Consider the following 19382-nt stretch of genomic DNA (forward strand, 5'->3'; position numbering starts at 1 on the left):
TCTTCAGCCACGATGCCGCTTTGATTTGAGATCTTCGCACGACGGAGGCAGTATTGAAGGATTATCTTCCCTATCTGGCCGGAGCCTTGGCGGGAGTGCTGATCGCGTTGACCATTTCCGCCCTGTTGACGCTGCAGGGAACACCACAACTCATTCTTTTCGCATTGCTGCCGGCAATCGGCGGAGCGATCTTTGAGCGCGTTCTCCAGCGTCGATCGGATAAGTTGTAAAGCGTTATGGCAAAGCTGAAAGAAATCGTGGTTGATTGCGACGTCCCCTCACGGGTTGCTCGTTTCTGGGCGGCTGCGCTCGATGGCTACGAAGTGATGCCCTATGACGATGCGGAGTTGGCCCGCCTCGCCGCGATCGGACTGACACCTGACACGGACCCGACCGTGATGGTCGATGGTCCGGGCCTGCGCTTTTGCTTCCACCTTCGTCGGGGAGAACGTCCCATCCGCAACCGCGTACATCTCGATATCGCCGCTCCAGATCGAGAAAAAGAAGTTCAGCGGCTCTTATCCCTCGGTGCGACATTCGTCCGCGAAACGAATAGCTACAGCGTATTGTATGATCCCGAAGGCAACAATTTTTGCGTGACGTCCGAATAGTCCGCTATGGGCTGAACACTGATATTCGCAAAGCGAGCAATCTTTCGCTTTCCGCCTGACTTTCGAAATGTCAGAATTCCTGCCCGTACCCACCCTAACCGTCCGAAACCAGCGATTTCGTCAGCCCGACCGAGGGCACGTCGCGGTCGAGCTTCGGATTATAGGCGACCGAGAGCCAGTGGATGCTGTAGCCGTGCTTGCGGAAGAAGCCGATCGCCTCGTTGTTGCCGGAATGGGTTTGCATCGCCGCCTTTTCCAGGCCCTGCTCGGCAATCTCCTTTTCGATCCGCTCGAGAAGGGCGGAGCCCAACCCCTGGCCGATGAAGGCCGGATCGATCCAGAAATCCGAGATGGTTTCGTCCAATCCCTCGCGCGCTGCCCAGCCTGCGACCTGGCCGTTCTGCTCGACGACGGTGATGGTCAGCCAGTCGTTTTCCACGAAGTTGCGAAAGGCGTTGCGGGCTGCATCGATCATCGCGTCCGATTCGCCGATCGACGCCATCGCTTTTTGCCAGGCCCTCAGCCCGATCTCGCTCAACAAGCTCCGCTTCGCCGTCGCGGGCATTGCGAATGTGGATCAACGACACCTCCGCGTTACCCCGCAACTAGACCATTGAGTCGGGGAATTTACCAGTACCCCCCAGCGGGACGATGGCTGGAAACTGGAGTTTTCGACCGGTTTGATCGGCGATCGCGGTCTTGACCGCCTTTTGCGATCGAAATAATAAACTCCTTATGTTGAGCCAGTCACAGACCCGGTAAAGGCCCTGCCCGCAAGTCCGCTTGCGCGCATGGCCCGAAAAAACGAAGCCCTGACGTTCGAAGGAGCGCCAGATCGTTTTTGTGCGCCCTGCCGGGCGCGATACCGGATCTCAACAGATGGACATTTCCCGCACGGAGCAGCGCATCCTGCATCTCATGGCCCAAGGCGGCCGCATCGAAATTTCCCGCGACGACGACAGGAAGATCGAGGCGGTCAGCTGCTTCACCCGCGATGGCTGGCTCTATCCCGGCGTCGACCTCGATCTCTTCCGCAGGCTGAAGCGGCTGAGAGCGATCAAGTCCTCCAGTGGCCAGCCCTACCGGATCACCGAAAGAGGGCTGAAGCTGGTCAGGTCGCAGCTGAACAACAGATAGCAACCAACCATCCTGGCCGCGTCTCGAACGGCGCGGTCAGGACTAGTCTCAGGCCTTTGCAGAGAGTTCCGTCCGCATCGCCGACCATTCCTCGGCCATCGTGCCCGTGCCGCGTCGCTTGCCGGCGCGGCGATACCAGTAGTCGGCATTCCAGTCGTCGCCTTCGATGCGATGGCAGAGCGCATGGCCCCAATCGAACGGTTGCTCGCCCTCGTGGCGCTGACAGATTTCGTGAACCGCCTGCCAATCCGCGCCCATGGTGAAGCCGCCGGCTGCAAGGCGATCAGTTGCCTCGATCAATCGCGCAAGATCATTGGTCGCCACACGCTCCTCCTGATTCCCGTTATCGATCAGCCAACAGCTTCTTAAGATGCACCTTTTCGCATTCGACGCCCATGCTCTGGAAGAGCGGGATCGTGCGGCCTGTTACCACCACTTGGCCGGCGTGAACCGGCCGGCTGCCTGCTCGATGACGTGAGCAGTCTTGAAGAGGGTTTCCTCGTCGAAGGGCTTGCCGATCAGCTGCAGGCCGAGCGGCAGGCCCTTCTGGTCGAGACCGGCGGGCACGGCGATACCAGGCAGGCCGGCCATGTTGACCGTGACGGTGAAGATGTCGTTCAGATACATCTTCACCGGGTCGGCAGCGAGGTTCTCATCGGCGACGCCGAAGGCGGACGACGGGGTTGCCGGCGTCAGGATGGCGTCGACGCCGGCGTCGAAGGCGAGTTCGAAATCGCGCTTGATCAGCGTGCGGACCTTCTGGGCGCGGATATAATAGGCGTCGTAATAACCGGCCGACAGCACATAGGTGCCGATCATGATACGGCGCTTGACTTCCTGGCCAAAGCCGGCGGCGCGCGTCTTCTCGTACATGTCGACGATATCCTTGCCGTCGACGCGCAGGCCGTAGCGCACGCCGTCGTACCGCGCCAGATTCGATGATGCCTCGGCCGGAGCGACGATGTAATAGGCCGGAAGTGCGTATTTGGTGTGCGGCAGCGTGATGTCGACGATTTCGGCGCCGGCATCCTTCAGCCAGGCGATGCCCTGACGCCAGAGGGTCTCGATCTCCTCAGGCATGCCGTCGACCCGGTATTCGCTTGGAATGCCGATCTTCATGCCCTTCAGCGACTGACCAAGGGCTGCCTCATAATCCGGAACGGGCAGATCGACCGACGTCGTGTCCTTGGCGTCGACGCTGGCCATCGACTTCAGAAGGATGGCGGCATCGCGCACGTCACGGGCGATCGGGCCCGCCTGGTCGAGCGAGGAGGCGAAGGCGACGGTGCCCCAGCGTGAGCAGCGGCCATAGGTCGGCTTGATGCCGACGGTGCCGGTAAAGGCGGCGGGCTGGCGGATCGAGCCGCCGGTATCGGTTGCGGTGGCGCCGGCGCAAAGATGCGCGGCAACGGCCGCGGCCGAGCCGCCGGAGGAGCCGCCGGGAACGAGCTGCTGGTTGGACCCTGCTGCACGCCAGGGGTTGATCACCGCGCCATAATGCGAGGTCTCGTTGGAGGAGCCCATGGCGAACTCGTCCATATTCAGCTTGCCGAGCATGACGGCGCCGTCATCCCAGAGGTTCTGCGTGACGGTCGATTCATAGCGCGGCTCGAAACCATCGAGAATATGGCTGCAGGCTTGGGTGTGGACGCCTACCGTGGCAAAGAGATCCTTGATGCCGAGCGGGATGCCTTCGAGTTCGCCGGCCTTGCCGGCAGCGATGCGCTCGTCGGAGTTCTTCGCCATCAGGCGGGCGAGATCCGGCGTCACCTTGATATAGGCGTTAAGATGACCATTGGCCGCATCGATCGCCGAGATATAGGCCTCGGTCAGTTCGAGTGCGGTGATTTCCTTGGCGCGCAGCTTGCGGCGGGCTTCGGCAATGGTCAGGCTGGTGAGTTCGCTCATGATGTTTTCGCTTCAGATCTGAAAATGGCAACAGGGGTCGGAAAGAGGCTTGAAGCCCTATTCGACGACTTTCGGCACCAGGAAGAAATTGTGATCGGTGACGGGCGCATTGGCAACGATATCGGCGGCCTTGCTGCCGTCGGTCACCTCATCCGTCCGCTTCTTCATCGCCATCGGGGTGACGGATGTCATCGCTTCGACGCCATCGACATTGACTTCGGAGAGCTGCTCGACGAAGCCCAGGATACCGTTCAGCTCGCCGACCATGCGATTTGCCTCGTCCTCGGAGACGGCAATACGGGCAAGGTGGGCAACGCGCTTCACGGTGGCAAGGTCGACGGACATGGCATTCTCCGGATGGGATTTTTCCTACCCGCTATAAAGGCCATGTCCGCCCGGTGCAACGGGATTTCGTCAGATCGACAGGCTCTCCGCGGGCTTCAGCGCCTTCACATCCGTCTTCGATCCCTCCATGCCGGCAACGAATTTATCGGCCGTCTGCTCGATGATCGGGAAGGTGCCGTAATGGCAGGGAATCGCGGTCTTAAAGTTGAAATAGCGCCGGCAGGCAAGGGCCGCCACGGCGCCGCCCATGGTGAAGCGGTCGCCGATCGGCACGAGGCCGATATCGGGCTGGTGCAACTCATTGATCAGCGCCATGTCGGCGAAGATGTCGGTATCACCCATGGCGAGGATCGAGGCTTCATCCTCGAAATGCAGCATCAGGCCGTTGGCATTGCCGAGCGCATGCGAGACGCCGTCTTCGGTGATCTGGGCAGACGAGTGCAGCGCATTGGTGAAGGTCGCCGAGAAACTGCCGAGCGCGATCGTGCCGCCGGTATTGCCCATCTCGAGCCTGTCGAGACCCTTGGAGCCGAGCCAGGCGGCAAGATCGGCATTGGCGAGAACGACGGCGCCGGTTTCCTTGGCAAGCGCCACTGTATCGCCGACATGGTCGCCGTGCCCATGCGTCAGCAGGATATGAGTAACGCCTGCAGAGACATCCTTGATATCCTGGCCGGAGAAGGAAGCGTTATGGCTGAGGAACGGATCGAGCAGGATCGTCGCTTTTCCGATCTCGATGCGGAAGGCGGAATGGCCAAGCCAGGTGATCTTCATCAAATCTCTCCTTTATTACGTGATGCAAAAGCCCGTTCGGGAAGGTCCAGATGATTTCAGGCCGGATCTGCCTAAAATCTGAATCCGCATCTCAATCAAACAATTGGAGCATGATGTCATGAGAAAACCGCTCACACTTTTCGGCATCATGCTCTATGGACATATCTCATGCGGCCGCAAAGAAAAGCGGTGGCGACTTCAATTTCTTTTGACGGGATGAAATGGCGATGACGGTGCTGACGATCGAGGAAATGGCCGAGACGCTTGCCCCGCGGCAGGCCATTGCCGGCCTCGATCTCGGCACCAAGACGATCGGGCTTTCGATGTCCGATCTCGGGCGGCGTTTCGCCACGCCCCGCCCGGTGATCCGGCGCGTCAAGTTCACCATCGATGCGCAGGCGCTCATGGATTTTGCACAATCGGAAAAGGTCGCGGGTTTCGTCATCGGTCTGCCGATGAACATGGACGGATCGGCAGGTCCGCGGGTGCAGGCGACGCGCGCCTTCGTGCGCAATATGGAGCAGAAGACGGCGCTGCCCTTTGTCTACTGGGACGAGCGGTTATCGACGGTGGCGGCTGAACGGACGCTGCTCGAAATGGACGTCTCGCGCGCCAAACGGGCCGAACGGATCGATTCGGCCGCCGCGAGCTTCATCCTTCAAGGCGCGCTCGACAGGCTTTCCTTGCTGGCGAGATCCGATGGAGACGAATTCAGCTGACGCGCCTTCCACCAGGCGACGATCGACCTGCGTTTCCGGAAGCCGAGGATGGCGAAGACGACGAGACTGTCGACGGCGATGGCGCGGGCAACGAGCGGCGGAATGTTTTCCGGCGGAATGCCGAGCGCCTCGCCATAGAGCTGGAACGTCAGGTCATGGACCTGCCGCGACAGCATGAAGATGCCGAAATTCATGTCGTAATAGGAGAGCCAGTACCATCCGCCCAGAAAGACGATGGGGCCGGCCCAGAAGATCAGAAACCACTTCATGCGGCCTCACCTCCATGCTTGCGCGCGACGGGCAGATCGAGGGAAACCAACCGGGTCGACAATGCCATGATGCACAGCACCAGCGTCGGAATTGCGATATCCAGCGCCAGGACCGCGAAGAACATCATCGCAGTCACGAGAAAGGCGGCTTTGGCGATCCTGGTTCCCATTGATGTCAACTCGGGGGCTCTTACTCATTCCATCTCTGCTCCCCTTCACACTGTCGGGTTAACCCAGGCCAGGCAACGTAAACCATTCATTAAGGTTAACGCGGCAGCCGCTGCCTGTGGATGAATGAGCTGTCAGCCGTAGACGCCGCGCACGATGCGCTTCAGCGCCATCGCCGCCTTCTCCCAGTCCTTCGGCGTCTTCAGCGACAGACCGGCGCACTGCCCGCCGCTTGCTGCGGCAAGCACGAGATGCTGGATCGCGGCGATGATGACGGCATTGACGGCCGCGGCATCAACACCTTTCGGCGGCGCCAGCGAGCCGCGCATGCGCTCCAGCCAGAGAGCCAAAGCCTTCGAACGCGCTTCGGAAAGCCGCCTCACCTGCTCGGTGTTCTCAGATATCTCCCAGGCGAGGATGCGGCGCATCAGCGGATCGTTTCTCAAAGCGTCGAGCAGGAGAAGCGACAGCCGCTCCATCAGGTCGCCATAGGTCAACAGGAACATGCCGCCGGCATCTTCGGGAATGCGATCCTTCACCCAAGTGCCGAGATCGGCGCCGATCGCCTCGACCAGACCGTCAAGACCGCCGTAATAACGATAGATCAGCTGCTTGTCGCAACCGGCGCGGCGGGCGACCGCATTGATGCCGAAATTCTGGAAGCCCTCCTCGGCCAGCAATCCCTTGGCGGCGGCAAGGATGGCGCGCTCGGTGGCGCCCCGATCGCGCACTCGCCGCTCCGGCTCGCCGCCGGCCTCAGGCAAATTTTCAAGTTTTACCGCTTCATCAAGCACGAACGACCCTTCCCCACTGTCACCAATCGGTGAGTAGCGAGGAGGCTTCATGCAATCAATCCTATCCTCTTGAGAAGATTGTGGATATTCCATCCTGTCCGAGGATTTGACGATGAGCCGATGCGGGAGGCTGCCCGCTATGCGATTAGGATCTGCTGAGAAATCTCGTCCCGACGGTTGATCGCGATGGACGAACCCGGCATAGCTACATTATGAACAATTCTAATATTCTCCGCTAAGGCCCTGCAATGGTGAACTATATCGAAGCCTCTTCCGCGCCCTCGAAGAATACGGGCGCCATCCGGCTTTACGACGCGCAAGCATTCGAAGGCATGCGCAGGGCATGCCAGCTGACGGCGCGCTGCCTCGATGCGCTGGCCGACATCGTCAAGCCGGGGCTGGTGACCGATGACATCGACCGGTTCGTCTTCGATTTCGGCATGGATCACGGCGCCCACCCGGCGACGCTGAATTATCGCGGCTACACCAAATCGACCTGCACCTCGATCAACCACGTTGTCTGCCACGGCATTCCGAACGACAAGCCGCTGCGTGAGGGCGATATCGTCAATATCGACGTCACCTTCGTGCTCGACGGCTGGCACGGCGATTCCAGCCGGATGTATCCGGTGGGAACGATCAAGCGCGCCGCCGAGCGACTGCTCGAGGTCACCTATGAATCGCTGATGCGCGGCATTTCCGCCGTCAGGCCCGGCGCCCGCACCGGCGCAATCGGCGAGGCGATCCAGACCTATGCCGAGGCCGAGCGTTGTTCGGTGGTGCGCGATTTCTGCGGCCACGGCGTCGGCCGGCTGTTCCACGATTCACCGAATATCCTGCATTACGGCCGCGCCAATGAAGGGCCGGAACTGCGCGAAGGCATGATCTTCACCATCGAGCCGATGATCAATCTCGGCCGGCCGCATGTGAAGGTGCTGGCCGACGGCTGGACGGCGGTCACCCGCGACCGGTCGCTTTCGGCGCAGTACGAACACACCATCGGCGTCACCTCCGACGGCTGCGAGATCTTTACGCTGTCGCCAGGCGGGCTCGACCGCCCGGGCTTGCCATCGTTTGCCGGGTGACGATCCGATGGCGAAGAGGCCGGTTGCGACATCTTCCGACGACGAGCTGCCTTTTGAGACCGAAGAGCCTGTTGCCGCCGACGAACGCTCGTTCTTCGGCGGACAGCCGCAAAAACCGGCCGCGCCGAACGCCAAGGCCGCCCTGCCCGCTTCGCTCGCCGCTCAGGAGCATTATCACGGCCATCGCGAGCGGCTGCGTGACCGCTTCCGCGAACAGGGCGACATCGCCCTTGCCGACTATGAAATCCTTGAACTCCTGCTTTTTCGCCTGATCCCGCGGCGCGACACCAAGCCGATCGCCAAGGCGCTGATCGAACGCTTCGGCTCGCTTTCCGGCGTTTTTGGCGCGCCGGCGGCGCTGCTGACCGAGGTGAAGGGCGTCGGCGAGGCCGTGGCGCTCGACCTGAAACTGATCTCGACGGTGGCCCACCGGACGCTGAAAAGCGAGATCAGAAGCAAGCAGGTGCTCTCCTCCTGGTCTTCGGTCATTCAATACTGCCACGCCGCCATGGCGCACGAGACCCGCGAACAATTCCGCATCCTCTTCCTCGACAAGCGCAATGTGCTGATCGCCGACGAGGTGCAGGGCCGCGGCACGGTCGACCATACGCCGGTCTATCCGCGCGAAGTGGTCAAGCGCGCGCTCGAGCTTTCGGCAACGGCGATCATCCTCGTCCACAACCACCCGTCCGGCGACCCGACGCCCTCACGTGCCGACATCGACATGACCAAGGTGATCATCGAGGCGGCCAAGGCGCTCGATATCACCGTCCACGACCACGTCATCATCGGCAAGGACGGCCATGTCAGCCTGAAGGGGCTGAAGCTGATCTGAAAGCACAGGGCCGGCGGAAGCGGCAGTCGAATCGACGGATTGGATTTTGAGGGAAATGGGCGCGCTATTGTCCGGTAACGATCGGAATACGAGGATCATCCTTGCTGCCCTGGAGGCGGCTTGCCAACGCAACAGTCAAAGCCTGGGCCAGGCACATCGGAGCAGCAAGAGAGCGCGAGAACGTGTATTCATGCTCCGGGACAGGGAAGAGAACCGTCGCAGACTTGGCCAAAGGTGAAAGTGTGCTGTCGGAAATGGCGACGATAGAAATGCCCCGGGCGGCCGCATCTTCCACCACGTTCACAACTTCAGTCGCATAGAAACGAAACGATACGGCAAAGAGGAGATCCGTATCCTTCATCGTACGCCCCATATATGTGGCAAGCCCACCACCTGGGTCGAGAAGAACACATCGCTTTCCAAGCATGGTAAGAACGTACCGTAGCAATTCAACCACTGGCGCTGAACGCAGCTGACCGATTAAGAAGATTGTCTCGCTTTTTTCCAGAAGGTCGACCGCTGTGGCCAAGTCCTCACCGGAAATTTGCGCAAGAATGTCCTGTAAGGACGCTATATCGCGCACCACGAGGTCGCGAAGGAATCCCGCCTCGCTTCTATCCGTCCGCGCACCGAGCTCCGTCTCCAATGCCTTCTTTCGCGCTTCGAAACCAGGAGCGGCGGTGGAGAGCCGGCGCTGAAACAAGCCTTGCAGATCCTTGAAGCCCTCATAGCCGAGGTACTGGGCGAAACGGACGAAGCTGGAGGCGTGAATGCCACAGCGCTCCGCGATCGCATTGACAGAGAGGACTGCCACATCATTCGGGCTCTGGGTAAGATAGACTGAGATTTTCTGATAGGTTTTGCTCATGTCGCCGTAGCGGTCATGAACCAGACGAATGAATTCCTCGTAATCTCGCGGTGGTTCGATCTTCGCCATTTCCTAAACCTGCAAATCTCATTGCATCATGCGCTGAACAGCAAAAGATTGGCAATGTCAAATCGATCTGCCTTGCCGGGCGGCTACCGGAGCCGCCCGCAACCCTTGCAGCGCAAGATCAAAAGGACTGTTGTCCCGTCAGCTTTTCAATGATCTTGTCTATGGAAACGGCGAGGACCAGCAGAAGCCCGGTGACGATCAGACGAACTTCGTTCTCCACACCCATGAGATTAAGGCCGTTTTGGACCGTGCCGATGACCAGGGCTCCCAAGAGTGCTGCGTGGATAGCGCCTCGCCCCCCGAACAGGCTCACGCCACCGATGACCGCCGCCGCGATTGATTCCAGCAACAGTGTTCCACCGCCGACGCCGCCGCCAGAGAAGACACCGACGCCGAGAGTTCTCGACGATGCAACGATCCCAGCAATTGCCGCAATACCGCCGGCGATTGCAAAGGCAGCCATTCGAATGAGTGGCACGTTGATGCCGGCTCGGCGTGCCGCTTCGTCATTATTTCCAACCGCATATAGATAAAGGCCGAATTGAGTTTCGCCTAAGACATAGCCGCCGATACCAAGGAGAAACACAAAGATCAGAACGGGCAACGGAATGCCTTGACTGGCATTGAGGACGAGCACAACCAGTGCCCCCAGAATGCCTGCTCCGAGGAGAGGAAGCAGCACGCTATGAAGAATCGATACTTCAAGGCCTGCTCGCTGTCGCCGGACGACGCCAGAAAAAATCAACCCTCCGAGCAGTATCAACCCAACTGCCCAGGCGATCCAGGCGCTGGCGCCTGCGACAGTCGTCTGCGCTATGTATTCAACCCCTGTCCCCATCAAGGCATAACGCGCGGTCGCAGGAAGCAGAAGCAATTGAATGCCGTTGAGTGCAAGCCCCAGGCCCAGGGTGACGACGAACGATGGCACTCCCACCCAGTTTACCCACCGCGCGGAACAAGACCCGATCGCTGCGCCGATCACAATTGCAACAGGCAGCGCCAGCCAGGGCGAGAAACCATAATCGACGATCAGCTTTGCGCTGAAGACTGCCGTGACCCCATGTATTGCCGCGATCGAAAGATCGATCTCCTTAACCAGGAGGACAAACATCAAACCGAGCGCCATCATGCCGACGACCGTCGATTGCTGAAGCAGGTTCGATAGATTTCGCGGCGTGAGGAAAATATCGCTCTGAGTGGCAAAGAAGATCCACAGCGCGATCAGCGCGATGACCACGGGCAGCGCCCGCAGATCGCTGTTGAGAAGCTCTCCGAAAGTGCGTCGCTTCGGCGCGGCGGTTGTGGAGATGGAGGCCATGGTATTCGTTCCTTGACTATGGAAAGAGTTCTGGTCAGCCGGCAAGATTGACACCCTCGTTGCCGCCGACCATCGCGTTGACGACCATTTCCCCGGTCACATCCTTGGAGTGAAAGCTCGCCGCATTCGCGCCAAGTCGCATGACTTCGATGCGGTCGGTCGAATTCACGACAAAGTGGTGGATGTCGTGACTGACAATGACGATACCCAGTCCATCATCGGCCAGGCCGCGGATAAGGTCTGCGACCTGTTGCGCCGCCGAGTGGCTAAGGGCTGCGGTGGGCTCGTCGAGGATGACCACCTTGGGCTTCCAAAGAATGGATCTTGCTATCGCGATGTTCTGACGTTGGCCGCCGGACATGGCGCCAACGGGCCGGGTCAGCGAAAGGTTGCCCAGACGCATTCTCGTCATGACTTCGCGGGCGCGCACTTCGCATTCCGCGCGGCGGATGCGGCGGCCGAAAATGCCCGAGCCGGTCAATTCACGACCGAGAAACAGATTCTGGACAGCGTCCAGATTGTTGCAGAGCGCAAGATCCTGATAGACCGTCGCAATGCCTTGCGCAGTGGCATCCGCCGGGGTTCGGATCGTAACCGGCTTACCTTCGATCTCATATTCTCCGGAGTCAGCCGCGTAGACGCCTGCCATCACCTTCACGAGCGTCGATTTACCCGCGCCGTTATCGCCCACCATCGCGACGATTTCGCCGGCATGGACTTCAACGGAGGCTCCTCGCAGGGCGTGAACCGAGCCGAACGATTTGTGAATGTTGCGCATCGAAATGAGCGGAACAGACTTTTTGGTTGAAAGGGCTTTATCCTGTGAACGCCCTGAATCGGTCACGGTCATGTCATCCTCGGAAGGGTCTTGATCCTGCAACGGAGGAAGACGGCCGCGCCGCCCTCCCCCGCAACAACCGATCAAATTAAAGATTTTTCTTGCAGACGTCGGCCGTTTCGATGCCTTTGCAGATTTCTGCCCAGGTCCAAACGCTTTTCGAGACCACGTCGCCAAGATTGTCCTTCGTGATGTTGCTCACCGGCAGGAACACGGCCGGGACGTCCATGAAGGTGTTGTTGACCTTGCCGTTGACCAGGTCTTTCGGCACCCCCTTGCCCGCAACGATCGATGCGACGACTTCCGCGGCTTCGTTTGCCTGGACCTTCAGGTCCTTGAGAACGGAGTTGTCCTGCCAGCCTTGCGCGATGTAGCGGAGCGCCTCTACCGTGGCATCCTGGCCGCCGGTGACGAGCTTCTCTCCCGGCTTTGCTCCCTGGGAGATCAGCGCCGCAACAGACCCACCGGTAGTGCCGTCATTCATGCCGAGAAAGACGTCGACGTCGCCACCATTCTTCGTCAGGCAATCTTCGGCGAAGTTCTGAGCCAGCACCGGATCCCAGTTCTGCGTGTACTGTTCGCAAACGACCTTGACCTTTCCGGAGTCGATCAGCGGCTGAAGAAATTCATTCTGGCCTTTTTCGTATTGCCCGGTGCCGTACTCGCCCTGGTTACCCTTGACGCGTGCAACCTTGACCGGCGATTTCGACATGGCCTTGATCAGTTCCGCAGCGCGTTTGCCCTGCGCCTGACCAACCGCCAGCGAGTTCGAAGACGATGTGGGCTTCGGCCTTTCCGCCGACAGCATCGTGATCGTAGAGAACGACAGGAACATTCGCCTTGGCCGCCGCGGCAAGCTCACCGGCGGCAAGGTTCGCGTCTGCAGACGTGAGCAGAATGACCTTTGCCCCCTGAGCGATCGCATCTTCGACCTGAGCCTGCTGTTTATTGGGATCGCCCTGCGCATTCTGAACCACGACTTCAACGTCGGGCGCCTTTTCCTTCATCGCCTGAACGAAGAACGGCGCATCGCGGCTTTCGAAGCGAATTGTCGTTTGATTTGGCAACAAGAAGAAGACTTTCGCCTTGTCCTGCGCGACTGCCACGCCGCCCATTGCGACTGCGATAACTGTTGTGGCCATAAGGCCACGGATCAGACGTTCCATCTCTTACCTCCCATGGAACAAAGTGCATCCAGGACCGACAGATTTTCTAGGAACGACGCCTCCCAGCGCCAAACTTCTGCCTGCCCATGATTGCTGTCGAGAACCTCAATTGCAACAACCATTGCAAAATAAACTAATCAGCAATAATCACTGAGTCAAACCATATTTCAATGCTTAATGTCATTTTTAATACGTGCAATTTTCATTGCTAGTTACGCATAGAATTTCGTGGGCGCGGAAGCCAGGCCCTCACAACATTCAGATTGTAACTTATCGGCTTGCTGGCCTAGGTCGCTTGCAAGTACTGGGCGTTCACAACGAGGCTCGGATCTATTCTTCCGGCAAAAAAATCGAGCACATTTTGAACCGATGCTACGGCCATCCGCTCACCGCATTCACGGGTCAGTCCGGCGATATGCGGTGACAGCACCACCTGATCGAATGCTAGAAGGCGGCAATCCTCAGATGGTGGTTCGTCGTCAAAAACGTCGAGCCCTGCTGCGCCGAGACGACCGGATTGCAGTGCTTCGATCAAAGCTGCCTCATCGACAACACCACCGCGGGCTGTATTGACGAGGATGGCACCGGGGTTCATCGCGGCAAGTTCATCTTTGGCTATTATCGGTCGATCGGCCTTTGGAACATTGACCGAGACTACGTCAGCCCACCGAAGGCCATTGAGGAGGCTGCCCTCGGGCAAGACCGCCCCCGGGCCAGCCTTGGGCCTGCAGATAAGGATCAAAAGCTCGGATCTCCATGCCAAAGCCGGCGGCCATTCTGGAGAGATGACGCCCAATGCGACCGAACCCGATGATCAGCAGGCGCTTTCCCGAAATCTCTTCCGCCTCCAGCCGATTCCGCCATCCCCATTCCGATGGATTGCGCACGGCACGATCGCCGCGAAGAACCCGTTTCGCCGCCGACAGGATCAACATCATGGCGTGTTCCGCCACCGACACCGAATTCACGTCGCCGACTACTGCAAGTGCAATGCCTCTTTCATTGAGCGATGCCAGATGTACGGCATCGTATCCAACGCCATGGCGTGAGACGATCTTTAAGCGGTCCGCATTCGCAACAGTCGATGCTGAAAGCGGCTGCGTGCGCAACACCAGGGCGTCAGCCTTGCTGATAAATGGATGATAGGATTGCTCCGACACTTCTTCCACGTAGTCGAACGTCACGCCCGGAGCGCTTTTCAAGAGCGCCATGCCTGACGGATGCAACTTTCCCGCAATGAGAATATGGGGCATCAGTAGGCCCCCTTTTCAGCTATACCCGCCGTCTGTCCTACGAGGTCGCGGAACTTCGCGACGCTCGCCGCCGCTGCAGCCGCCAACAGTCTGGTGTCGCCGGACACAGTTGTCATATCGAAACCCCACTGAATGGCGCGGGCGGCATATTCCGGCGTGCCGCAATGAAGGGCGGCGCGAATTCTATTCTTCTTGCAAACAGCGACGATGCGCTGGAGAGCGTCGATCATTTCCGGCTCTTCGCGATCGAAGGCCGGCGCAAGCCGACCGTCGGTCAAACTGAAGGTCAGATCGGCTGGACCGACATAAATGCCATCCAACCGTGGCGTTGCGGCAATTGCATCGAGGTTCTCCATCGCTTGCTTGGTTTCGACCATGGCGAAAGCAAGGACTTCTCCATTCGCCTCAGCCGCATAGTTCGGCCCGGCGGCGAAGCTGACGCGTGTCGGCCCGAAACTGCGCTGACCGTGAGGCGGATAGCGTAGATAGCTGACGAATTCGGCCGCCTGTACGGCAGTGTTGACCATCGGGCAGATCACGCCATAGGCGCCTGCATCCAGCACCTTCATGATAATGCCGGGCTCCAGCCAAGGCACGCGTGCCATTGGCACGACACCGGAGGCGCGCATGGCCTGAAACATCGGCAGCACCGAACCGTAGTCCAGCGCACCATGCTGGATGTCGATCGACACTGAGTCATAGCCTTGAGCTGCCATGATCTCCGCCGTGAACGCATTGCCGATTGACAGCCAACCATTGATCGAGGGGCGACCTTGAGCCCAGATTTCCTTCAACCTGTTCTTGATCATACCGGCAGCCCTCAAAACACGATCTGGGCAAGCTTGGTGTCGAGATAGTCGCCAATGCCTTCAATCCCGCCCTCTCTGCCCATGCCGGAATGGTTGGTGCCGCCAAACGGTGCCTCGGACGCCGCCAGCGCAAAGCTGTTAATACCGACCATCCCTGCCTTCAGCGCCGATACCGTTCGCCGCGCCCGATCCGGCGACCGGGTAAAAGCGTAGGCCGACAGTCCCATGTCTGAAGCGTTGGCGCGCGAAAGAACTTCATCCTCCTCGTTAAACCGTGTGATTGCGGCAATGGGGCCAAAATTCTCGTCGGCGAAGACTTTCATATCGTCGGTGACATTGGTCAGAACGGTTGGCTTGTAGAAATGACCAGCGTTGAATTCCGACGCGCGTTCGCCGCCCGCCGCAACGTGCGCACCTGCTTTCACAGCATCCGAGACAATCGACTCAATCTCCGATAGGCGTCCGCCATTGATCAGAGGCCCCATTTGCACGGAAGGATCGAGGCCGTCGCCGAGTTTGAGCGCGTTTGTGCGGGAAACGAACCCGTCAACAAACGCGTCGTGCAAGCGTTCATGCACGAAGAAGCGATCCGGGGTCACGCAAACCTGGCCAGCATTTGCAAACTTTGTCGGCACGGACACGTTCAGTGCGAGCTCGAGATCGGCGTCGTCATAGACGATCAGCGGAGCGTTGCCGCCGAGTTCCATCGATACTTTCTTCACTGTATCGGCGGCATCGCGGATCATCTGCTGACCAACGCGTGTCGAGCCGGTCAGGGACACCTTGCGCACCGACTTGTCCGCCATGATTGGCACGTAGGTCGTCGCTGTCGGACCGACGACGAGATTGACGACGCCATCGGGCAAGTTGCCCGCCCGCATGCAATCGACCATGACCATGGCAACGCCCGGCGTCTGGGTCGAAGGTCTGATAATGATTGCACAACCCGCCGCAAGCGCCGGTGCCGCCTTGCGCGCGACGAGTGCCGCGGGAAAATTCCAAGCGGTAAAGGCGCCAACGATGCCGACCGGCTCACGTGACACCTCGAAGCGACCACCCGGCACGCGCGATTCAATGATCCGGCCATAGATGCGGCGTGCCTCTTCCGCGAACCACCGAAACTGATCGATGGACAGTCCCCATTCGCGCTCTGACTGCGCGATCGGCTTGCCGGTCTCGGCGGAAATCATCCTTTTCGCCTCATCGGCACGGCGGAGCATCTCGTCGGCAATCCGATGCAGGGCGTCGGCACGTGCGAAAGCGGCCGTCGTCCGCCAAGCCGCGAAGCCTTTGCTGGCTGCAGCCAGGGTTTCCTGCGTGTCGGCGGTCGTCGCTACGGGAACTGCGCCAAGAGCGCTCTGAGTGACGGGGCTTAGGACGTCAGCCGTTGCGCCGTCGGAGGCACGGCGCCAGTTGCCGTCGATATAGAGTCCAAACTTCTGATACATGGGTCACCCAATTTCGCTGGTTTTTATGGCGCGGCCTTCGGCCGCCGATTTGATTGCCGCTTCGGCCAGGATCAGAGCCTGACGACCATCCTCAAATCCAACCTCCGGAGCCTTGCCGGCGCCAATCGCATCGACGAAAGCGCTGATTTCAGCCATGAAGGCCTCGGCGTAGCGATCGATGAAGAAGTTGAGAAGCGGCGCGCCTTTGCCGGTGAAATCGGCACCGTGCAGCGTCGTCATGTTTGGGCGGCGATTTTCGGAGACGACCATTCCCTTTGTGCCGAGCGCCTCAACCCGCTGGTCATAGCCGTAGACGGCCTGGCGAGAATTATTGATGATGCATTGCTTGCCCGATGTGGTCTTGAGGACGACCGTCACGGTGTCGTAGTCGTCCAATCGCTGCATAAGAACCGGATCGACAAGACGGCTACCCACGGCCGAAACCTCGATCACCTCTTCGCCGAGCATGAACCGTGCCATATCGAAGTCATGGATGGTCATGTCGCGAAAGATGCCGCCGGATGCTTCGGTATAGGCGACCGGCGGCATTCCGGGGTCGCGCGAGGTTATAACGACCTGATGAAGGTCCCCGATATCGCCTGCACGGATAGCATCGCGCGCCGCCCTGTGGCCGGGATCGAAGCGGCGGACAAAACCGAGCATGATCGGTACCCTGGTCGTCCCAATTGCCTCCGCACATTGCTGGACACGCTTGAGGCTCAAATCGATCGGCTTCTCGCATAATATCGGCTTGCCGGCCGCGACGGCTTTCTCGATGAAATCTGCGTGTGTCGGTGTCGACGTGGCGATCAGGACCGCATCAACGGCGCTGCTGGAGAACAATCGCTCGGCAGAATCAAAGACGGCCACACCGTGTTTGCTCCCAACATCGTCTGCCGCAGAGCGATGAACGTCGAAGACGCCCGCAAGCGTCGCCCGCGGATGGGCAGCTATGTTTTCGGCATGCATGCGGCCAATACGGCCGCAGCCGAGAACGGCAATTTTCAACATCAAGATCCTCTCATTTCTATTTTTGCAATGATTGTTGCGGAACTATTGCTTTGTCAATTAATATTTCGTAACGTCGAAAAAACATGATCCATGGGAGGAGACCGGATGTCCCGGAAGACCGTACGCCTGACGATGGCGCAAGCGCTTGTGCGCTACTTATGCAATCAATTCACGGAGATCGATGGCGAGCGCTTACCGCTTTTTGCCGGCGTGTTCGGCATTTTCGGTCACGGCAACGTGACTTGCTTGTCGGAGGCGCTGGAGTCGGTGCAGGATCAGTTGCCAACCTGGCGCGGTCAAAATGAGCAGTCGATGGCACTCGCAGCGATCGCTTTTGCCAAAGCCAAACGCCGACGCCAATTGATGGTCGCGGCGACCTCGATCGGACCCGGTGCGGCCAACATGGTGACAGCGGCTGGCACAGCCCATGCCAACCGCCTGCCGGTGCTCCTGATCGCGGGAGATACGTTCGCAAACCGAATTCCCGATCCAGTTCTTCAGCAGGTTGAGCATTTCAGTGACCCGACCGTGACGGTCAACGACGCCTTCAAGTCAGTCACCAGATATTGGGATCGCATCGTTTTGCCTGAACAGATCATCTCATCCTTGCCGCAGGCAATCGCCACGATGCTTGATCCCGCAGACTGCGGTCCCGCATTCATTGGCCTTGCACAGGATGCTCAGGAAGTCGCGTTCGACTATCCCGCCGCGTTCTTCGAGCCCGCTGTATGGTCCATACCCCGCCCCCGTGCCGACAGAACAAGGCTTGTGGAAGCAGCCGCATTGCTCCAGGCCGCGAAGAGACCGCTGATCATTTCGGGAGGTGGCGTCCGCTATTCGTCGGCCGAAGAGAAGGTCGCGGAATTTGCTGTCAAACGCGGCATCCCGATCGTCGAAACAATCGCCGGCAAAGGCGCGATGACGCACAACCATCCCGCTCACGCCGGCCCCATCGGGATCGTTGGATCAACCTCGGCGAATGCGCTTGCCGGTGAGGCGGATGTCATTCTGGCGATCGGTACACGATTGCAGGACTTCACAACCGGTTCATGGACCGTGTTTCAGCAGGATGCAAAGTTCATTTCGATCAATGCCGCGCGCTTTGACGCGGTAAAGCATCGCGCACTTGCCGTCGTCGGGGATGCTCTCGAAACGGTGATTGAACTGGACGAGGCTCTCGGTGACTGGAAGGCCGATCCGGCGCTGCTTCCGAAGGCGCAGTCGCTATTTGCCGATTGGAACAAGCTCCTCGATCGGCATCAAGCGGTCACGAATGGGCCGATCCCGACCTACGCGCAGGTGGTCGGCATCGTCAACGAAACTTCAAAGCCGAACGATACGCTGATCGCAGCGGCAGGCGGCACACCCGGTGAGGTGACCAAGGGCTGGCGCGTCAAGAATCCCAACACGTTCGACTGCGAATTCGGCTTCAGTTGCATGGGATACGAGATCGCCGCAGGTTGGGGCCATGCGATGGCGAAAGCCGGTAACGGCACGCCGATCGTGATGATCGGCGACGGCACCTACATGATGATGAACTCCGACATCTATTCGACGGTATTGACGGGCCACAAGATGATAGTCGTCGTCTGCGACAACGGCGGTTATGCCGTCATCAATCGTCTCCAACAGTTCAAGGGCGTGCCTGGTTTCAACAATCTCATCAAAGATTGCCGCGTCAAGGAGCCTTTTGCCGTCGACTTCGTCAAACATGCTGAATCGATGGGTGCGCTCGCCCGGCGCTGCGAAAGCCTTGCCGATCTGAAAACCGCAATGGAGTGGGCACAAACGACCGACCGGACGACGGTCATCACCCTCGTCACCGATGCCCATGCCTGGGTGCCGGGCGATGCGGATTGGGACGTCGGCGTTCCTGAGGTCTCGGAGCGTAAATCCGTTCAAAAAGCACGCGCTGATCAGGAAAAGATCCGCCAGAAGCAGCGCGTAGGTGTTTGAG

General features: G+C 59.3%; 24 protein-coding genes and 1 pseudogene. 7 read left to right on the top strand and 18 right to left on the bottom strand.

What is annotated here, in order from left to right; genetic code table 11:
* The first annotated feature begins 53 nt into the window (after positions 1-53).
* Positions 54-230 carry a hypothetical protein gene (locus MF410_RS09180; RefSeq protein ID WP_003586904.1) on the top strand — a complete coding sequence of 59 codons (177 nt, stop codon included), beginning with the start codon at positions 54-56 and terminating at the stop codon, positions 228-230.
* Between the two features lie 6 nt (positions 231-236).
* Positions 237-611: a VOC family protein gene (locus tag MF410_RS09185; protein WP_097625321.1), complete on the top strand. Its 375-nt coding sequence runs from the start codon at positions 237-239 to the stop codon at positions 609-611.
* A 94-nt stretch (positions 612-705) separates the two neighbouring features.
* Here the strand turns inward: MF410_RS09185 and MF410_RS09190 are convergent.
* Positions 706-1192 (bottom strand): annotated as a pseudogene (locus MF410_RS09190) (GNAT family N-acetyltransferase).
* A 298-nt stretch (positions 1193-1490) separates the two neighbouring features.
* Here MF410_RS09190 and MF410_RS09195 point away from each other — a divergent pair.
* Positions 1491-1748, top strand: coding sequence for a YjhX family toxin (locus MF410_RS09195; protein ID WP_003586907.1), 258 nt, complete (start codon positions 1491-1493; stop codon positions 1746-1748).
* A 48-nt stretch (positions 1749-1796) separates the two neighbouring features.
* Here MF410_RS09195 and MF410_RS09200 read toward each other — a convergent pair whose 3' ends face one another.
* The 4 genes from MF410_RS09200 to MF410_RS09215 form a co-directional block, all read right to left on the bottom strand.
* Positions 1797-2072 carry a hypothetical protein gene (locus MF410_RS09200; protein WP_097625319.1) on the bottom strand — a complete coding sequence of 92 codons (276 nt, stop codon included), beginning with the start codon at positions 2070-2072 and terminating at the stop codon, positions 1797-1799.
* Positions 2073-2174: 102 nt separating this feature from the next.
* Positions 2175-3656 (bottom strand): Asp-tRNA(Asn)/Glu-tRNA(Gln) amidotransferase subunit GatA, encoded by a 1482-nt coding sequence (gene gatA, locus MF410_RS09205; protein ID WP_097625318.1) that lies wholly within the window; start codon positions 3654-3656, stop codon positions 2175-2177.
* Positions 3657-3713: 57 nt separating this feature from the next.
* Complete coding sequence (gatC, locus tag MF410_RS09210; RefSeq protein WP_003578934.1) at positions 3714-4001, bottom strand: Asp-tRNA(Asn)/Glu-tRNA(Gln) amidotransferase subunit GatC; 288 nt, start codon at positions 3999-4001, stop codon at positions 3714-3716.
* Positions 4002-4070: 69 nt separating this feature from the next.
* Positions 4071-4775 carry a metal-dependent hydrolase gene (locus tag MF410_RS09215; protein WP_097625317.1) on the bottom strand — a complete coding sequence of 235 codons (705 nt, stop codon included), beginning with the start codon at positions 4773-4775 and terminating at the stop codon, positions 4071-4073.
* A gap of 227 nt (positions 4776-5002) precedes the next feature.
* Here MF410_RS09215 and ruvX point away from each other — a divergent pair, with 227 nt between their 5' ends.
* Positions 5003-5494: a Holliday junction resolvase RuvX gene (gene ruvX, locus MF410_RS09220; protein WP_097625316.1), complete on the top strand. Its 492-nt coding sequence runs from the start codon at positions 5003-5005 to the stop codon at positions 5492-5494.
* On the opposite strand, the gene MF410_RS09225 is transcribed toward ruvX, so the two are convergent.
* The 3 genes from MF410_RS09225 to MF410_RS09235 all read right to left on the bottom strand — a co-directional run bounded on the left by MF410_RS09225 (position 5434) and on the right by MF410_RS09235 (position 6725).
* Positions 5434-5763, bottom strand: a complete 330-nt coding sequence (locus tag MF410_RS09225; protein ID WP_097625315.1) for a DUF6105 family protein — start codon at positions 5761-5763, stop codon at positions 5434-5436. The genes ruvX and MF410_RS09225 overlap by 61 nt on opposite strands.
* Entirely contained in the window at positions 5760-5933 is a 174-nt protein-coding gene (locus MF410_RS09230; protein WP_003586917.1) for a hypothetical protein, read from the bottom strand. The genes MF410_RS09225 and MF410_RS09230 overlap by 4 nt, the downstream gene beginning before the upstream one ends.
* A 132-nt stretch (positions 5934-6065) precedes the next feature.
* Positions 6066-6725, bottom strand: coding sequence for a TetR/AcrR family transcriptional regulator (locus tag MF410_RS09235; protein WP_097625314.1), 660 nt, complete (start codon positions 6723-6725; stop codon positions 6066-6068).
* 248 nt (positions 6726-6973) lie between these two features.
* On the opposite strand from MF410_RS09235, the gene map reads away from it, so the two are divergent.
* Both map and radC read left to right on the top strand, forming a co-directional pair.
* On the top strand, positions 6974-7810 hold the full coding sequence (gene map / locus MF410_RS09240) for a type I methionyl aminopeptidase (protein WP_097625313.1): 837 nt from the start codon (positions 6974-6976) through the stop codon (positions 7808-7810).
* A gap of 7 nt (positions 7811-7817) precedes the next feature.
* Positions 7818-8645, top strand: a complete 828-nt coding sequence (radC, locus tag MF410_RS09245) for a DNA repair protein RadC (RefSeq protein ID WP_097625463.1) — start codon at positions 7818-7820, stop codon at positions 8643-8645.
* 64 nt (positions 8646-8709) lie between these two features.
* On the opposite strand, the gene MF410_RS09250 is transcribed toward radC, so the two are convergent.
* From MF410_RS09250 to iolG, 10 genes are all read right to left on the bottom strand, one after another.
* Positions 8710-9582, bottom strand: coding sequence for a MurR/RpiR family transcriptional regulator (locus tag MF410_RS09250; protein ID WP_097625312.1), 873 nt, complete (start codon positions 9580-9582; stop codon positions 8710-8712).
* A gap of 118 nt (positions 9583-9700) precedes the next feature.
* On the bottom strand, positions 9701-10900 hold the full coding sequence (locus MF410_RS09255; RefSeq protein WP_097625311.1) for an ABC transporter permease: 1200 nt from the start codon (positions 10898-10900) through the stop codon (positions 9701-9703).
* 34 nt (positions 10901-10934) lie between these two features.
* The gene (locus MF410_RS09260; protein ID WP_239620333.1) at positions 10935-11750 is read right to left on the bottom strand and encodes an ATP-binding cassette domain-containing protein; all 816 of its coding nucleotides are present in this window, start codon (positions 11748-11750) and stop codon (positions 10935-10937) included.
* 76 nt (positions 11751-11826) lie between these two features.
* The gene (locus tag MF410_RS09265) at positions 11827-12501 is read right to left on the bottom strand and encodes a substrate-binding domain-containing protein (protein ID WP_275593033.1); all 675 of its coding nucleotides are present in this window, start codon (positions 12499-12501) and stop codon (positions 11827-11829) included.
* Entirely contained in the window at positions 12410-12904 is a 495-nt protein-coding gene (locus tag MF410_RS36590) for a substrate-binding domain-containing protein (protein WP_275593027.1), read from the bottom strand. The genes MF410_RS09265 and MF410_RS36590 overlap by 92 nt, the downstream gene beginning before the upstream one ends.
* 286 nt (positions 12905-13190) lie before the next feature.
* Complete coding sequence (locus tag MF410_RS36595) at positions 13191-13667, bottom strand: NAD(P)-dependent oxidoreductase (RefSeq protein ID WP_345774730.1); 477 nt, start codon at positions 13665-13667, stop codon at positions 13191-13193.
* Complete coding sequence (locus MF410_RS36600) at positions 13564-14157, bottom strand: NAD(P)-dependent oxidoreductase (protein WP_275593029.1); 594 nt, start codon at positions 14155-14157, stop codon at positions 13564-13566. The genes MF410_RS36595 and MF410_RS36600 overlap by 104 nt, the downstream gene beginning before the upstream one ends.
* Positions 14157-14966 (bottom strand): aldolase/citrate lyase family protein, encoded by an 810-nt coding sequence (locus MF410_RS09275; RefSeq protein ID WP_097625307.1) that lies wholly within the window; start codon positions 14964-14966, stop codon positions 14157-14159. Before MF410_RS09275 ends, MF410_RS36600 begins: the two co-directional genes overlap by 1 nt.
* Before the next feature lie 11 nt (positions 14967-14977).
* Entirely contained in the window at positions 14978-16414 is a 1437-nt protein-coding gene (locus tag MF410_RS09280; protein WP_097625306.1) for an NAD-dependent succinate-semialdehyde dehydrogenase, read from the bottom strand.
* A gap of 3 nt (positions 16415-16417) precedes the next feature.
* Positions 16418-17428, bottom strand: a complete 1011-nt coding sequence (gene iolG / locus MF410_RS09285) for an inositol 2-dehydrogenase (protein WP_206099934.1) — start codon at positions 17426-17428, stop codon at positions 16418-16420.
* A 102-nt stretch (positions 17429-17530) separates the two neighbouring features.
* Here iolG and iolD point away from each other — a divergent pair, with 102 nt between their 5' ends.
* Positions 17531-19381, top strand: coding sequence for a 3D-(3,5/4)-trihydroxycyclohexane-1,2-dione acylhydrolase (decyclizing) (iolD, locus tag MF410_RS09290; RefSeq protein ID WP_097625304.1), 1851 nt, complete (start codon positions 17531-17533; stop codon positions 19379-19381).
* Position 19382 lies beyond the last annotated feature (1 nt).

The sequence above is a fragment of the Rhizobium sp. C104 genome, from assembly GCF_022354505.1.
In the GTDB taxonomy this organism is placed as follows: domain Bacteria; phylum Pseudomonadota; class Alphaproteobacteria; order Rhizobiales; family Rhizobiaceae; genus Rhizobium; species Rhizobium redzepovicii.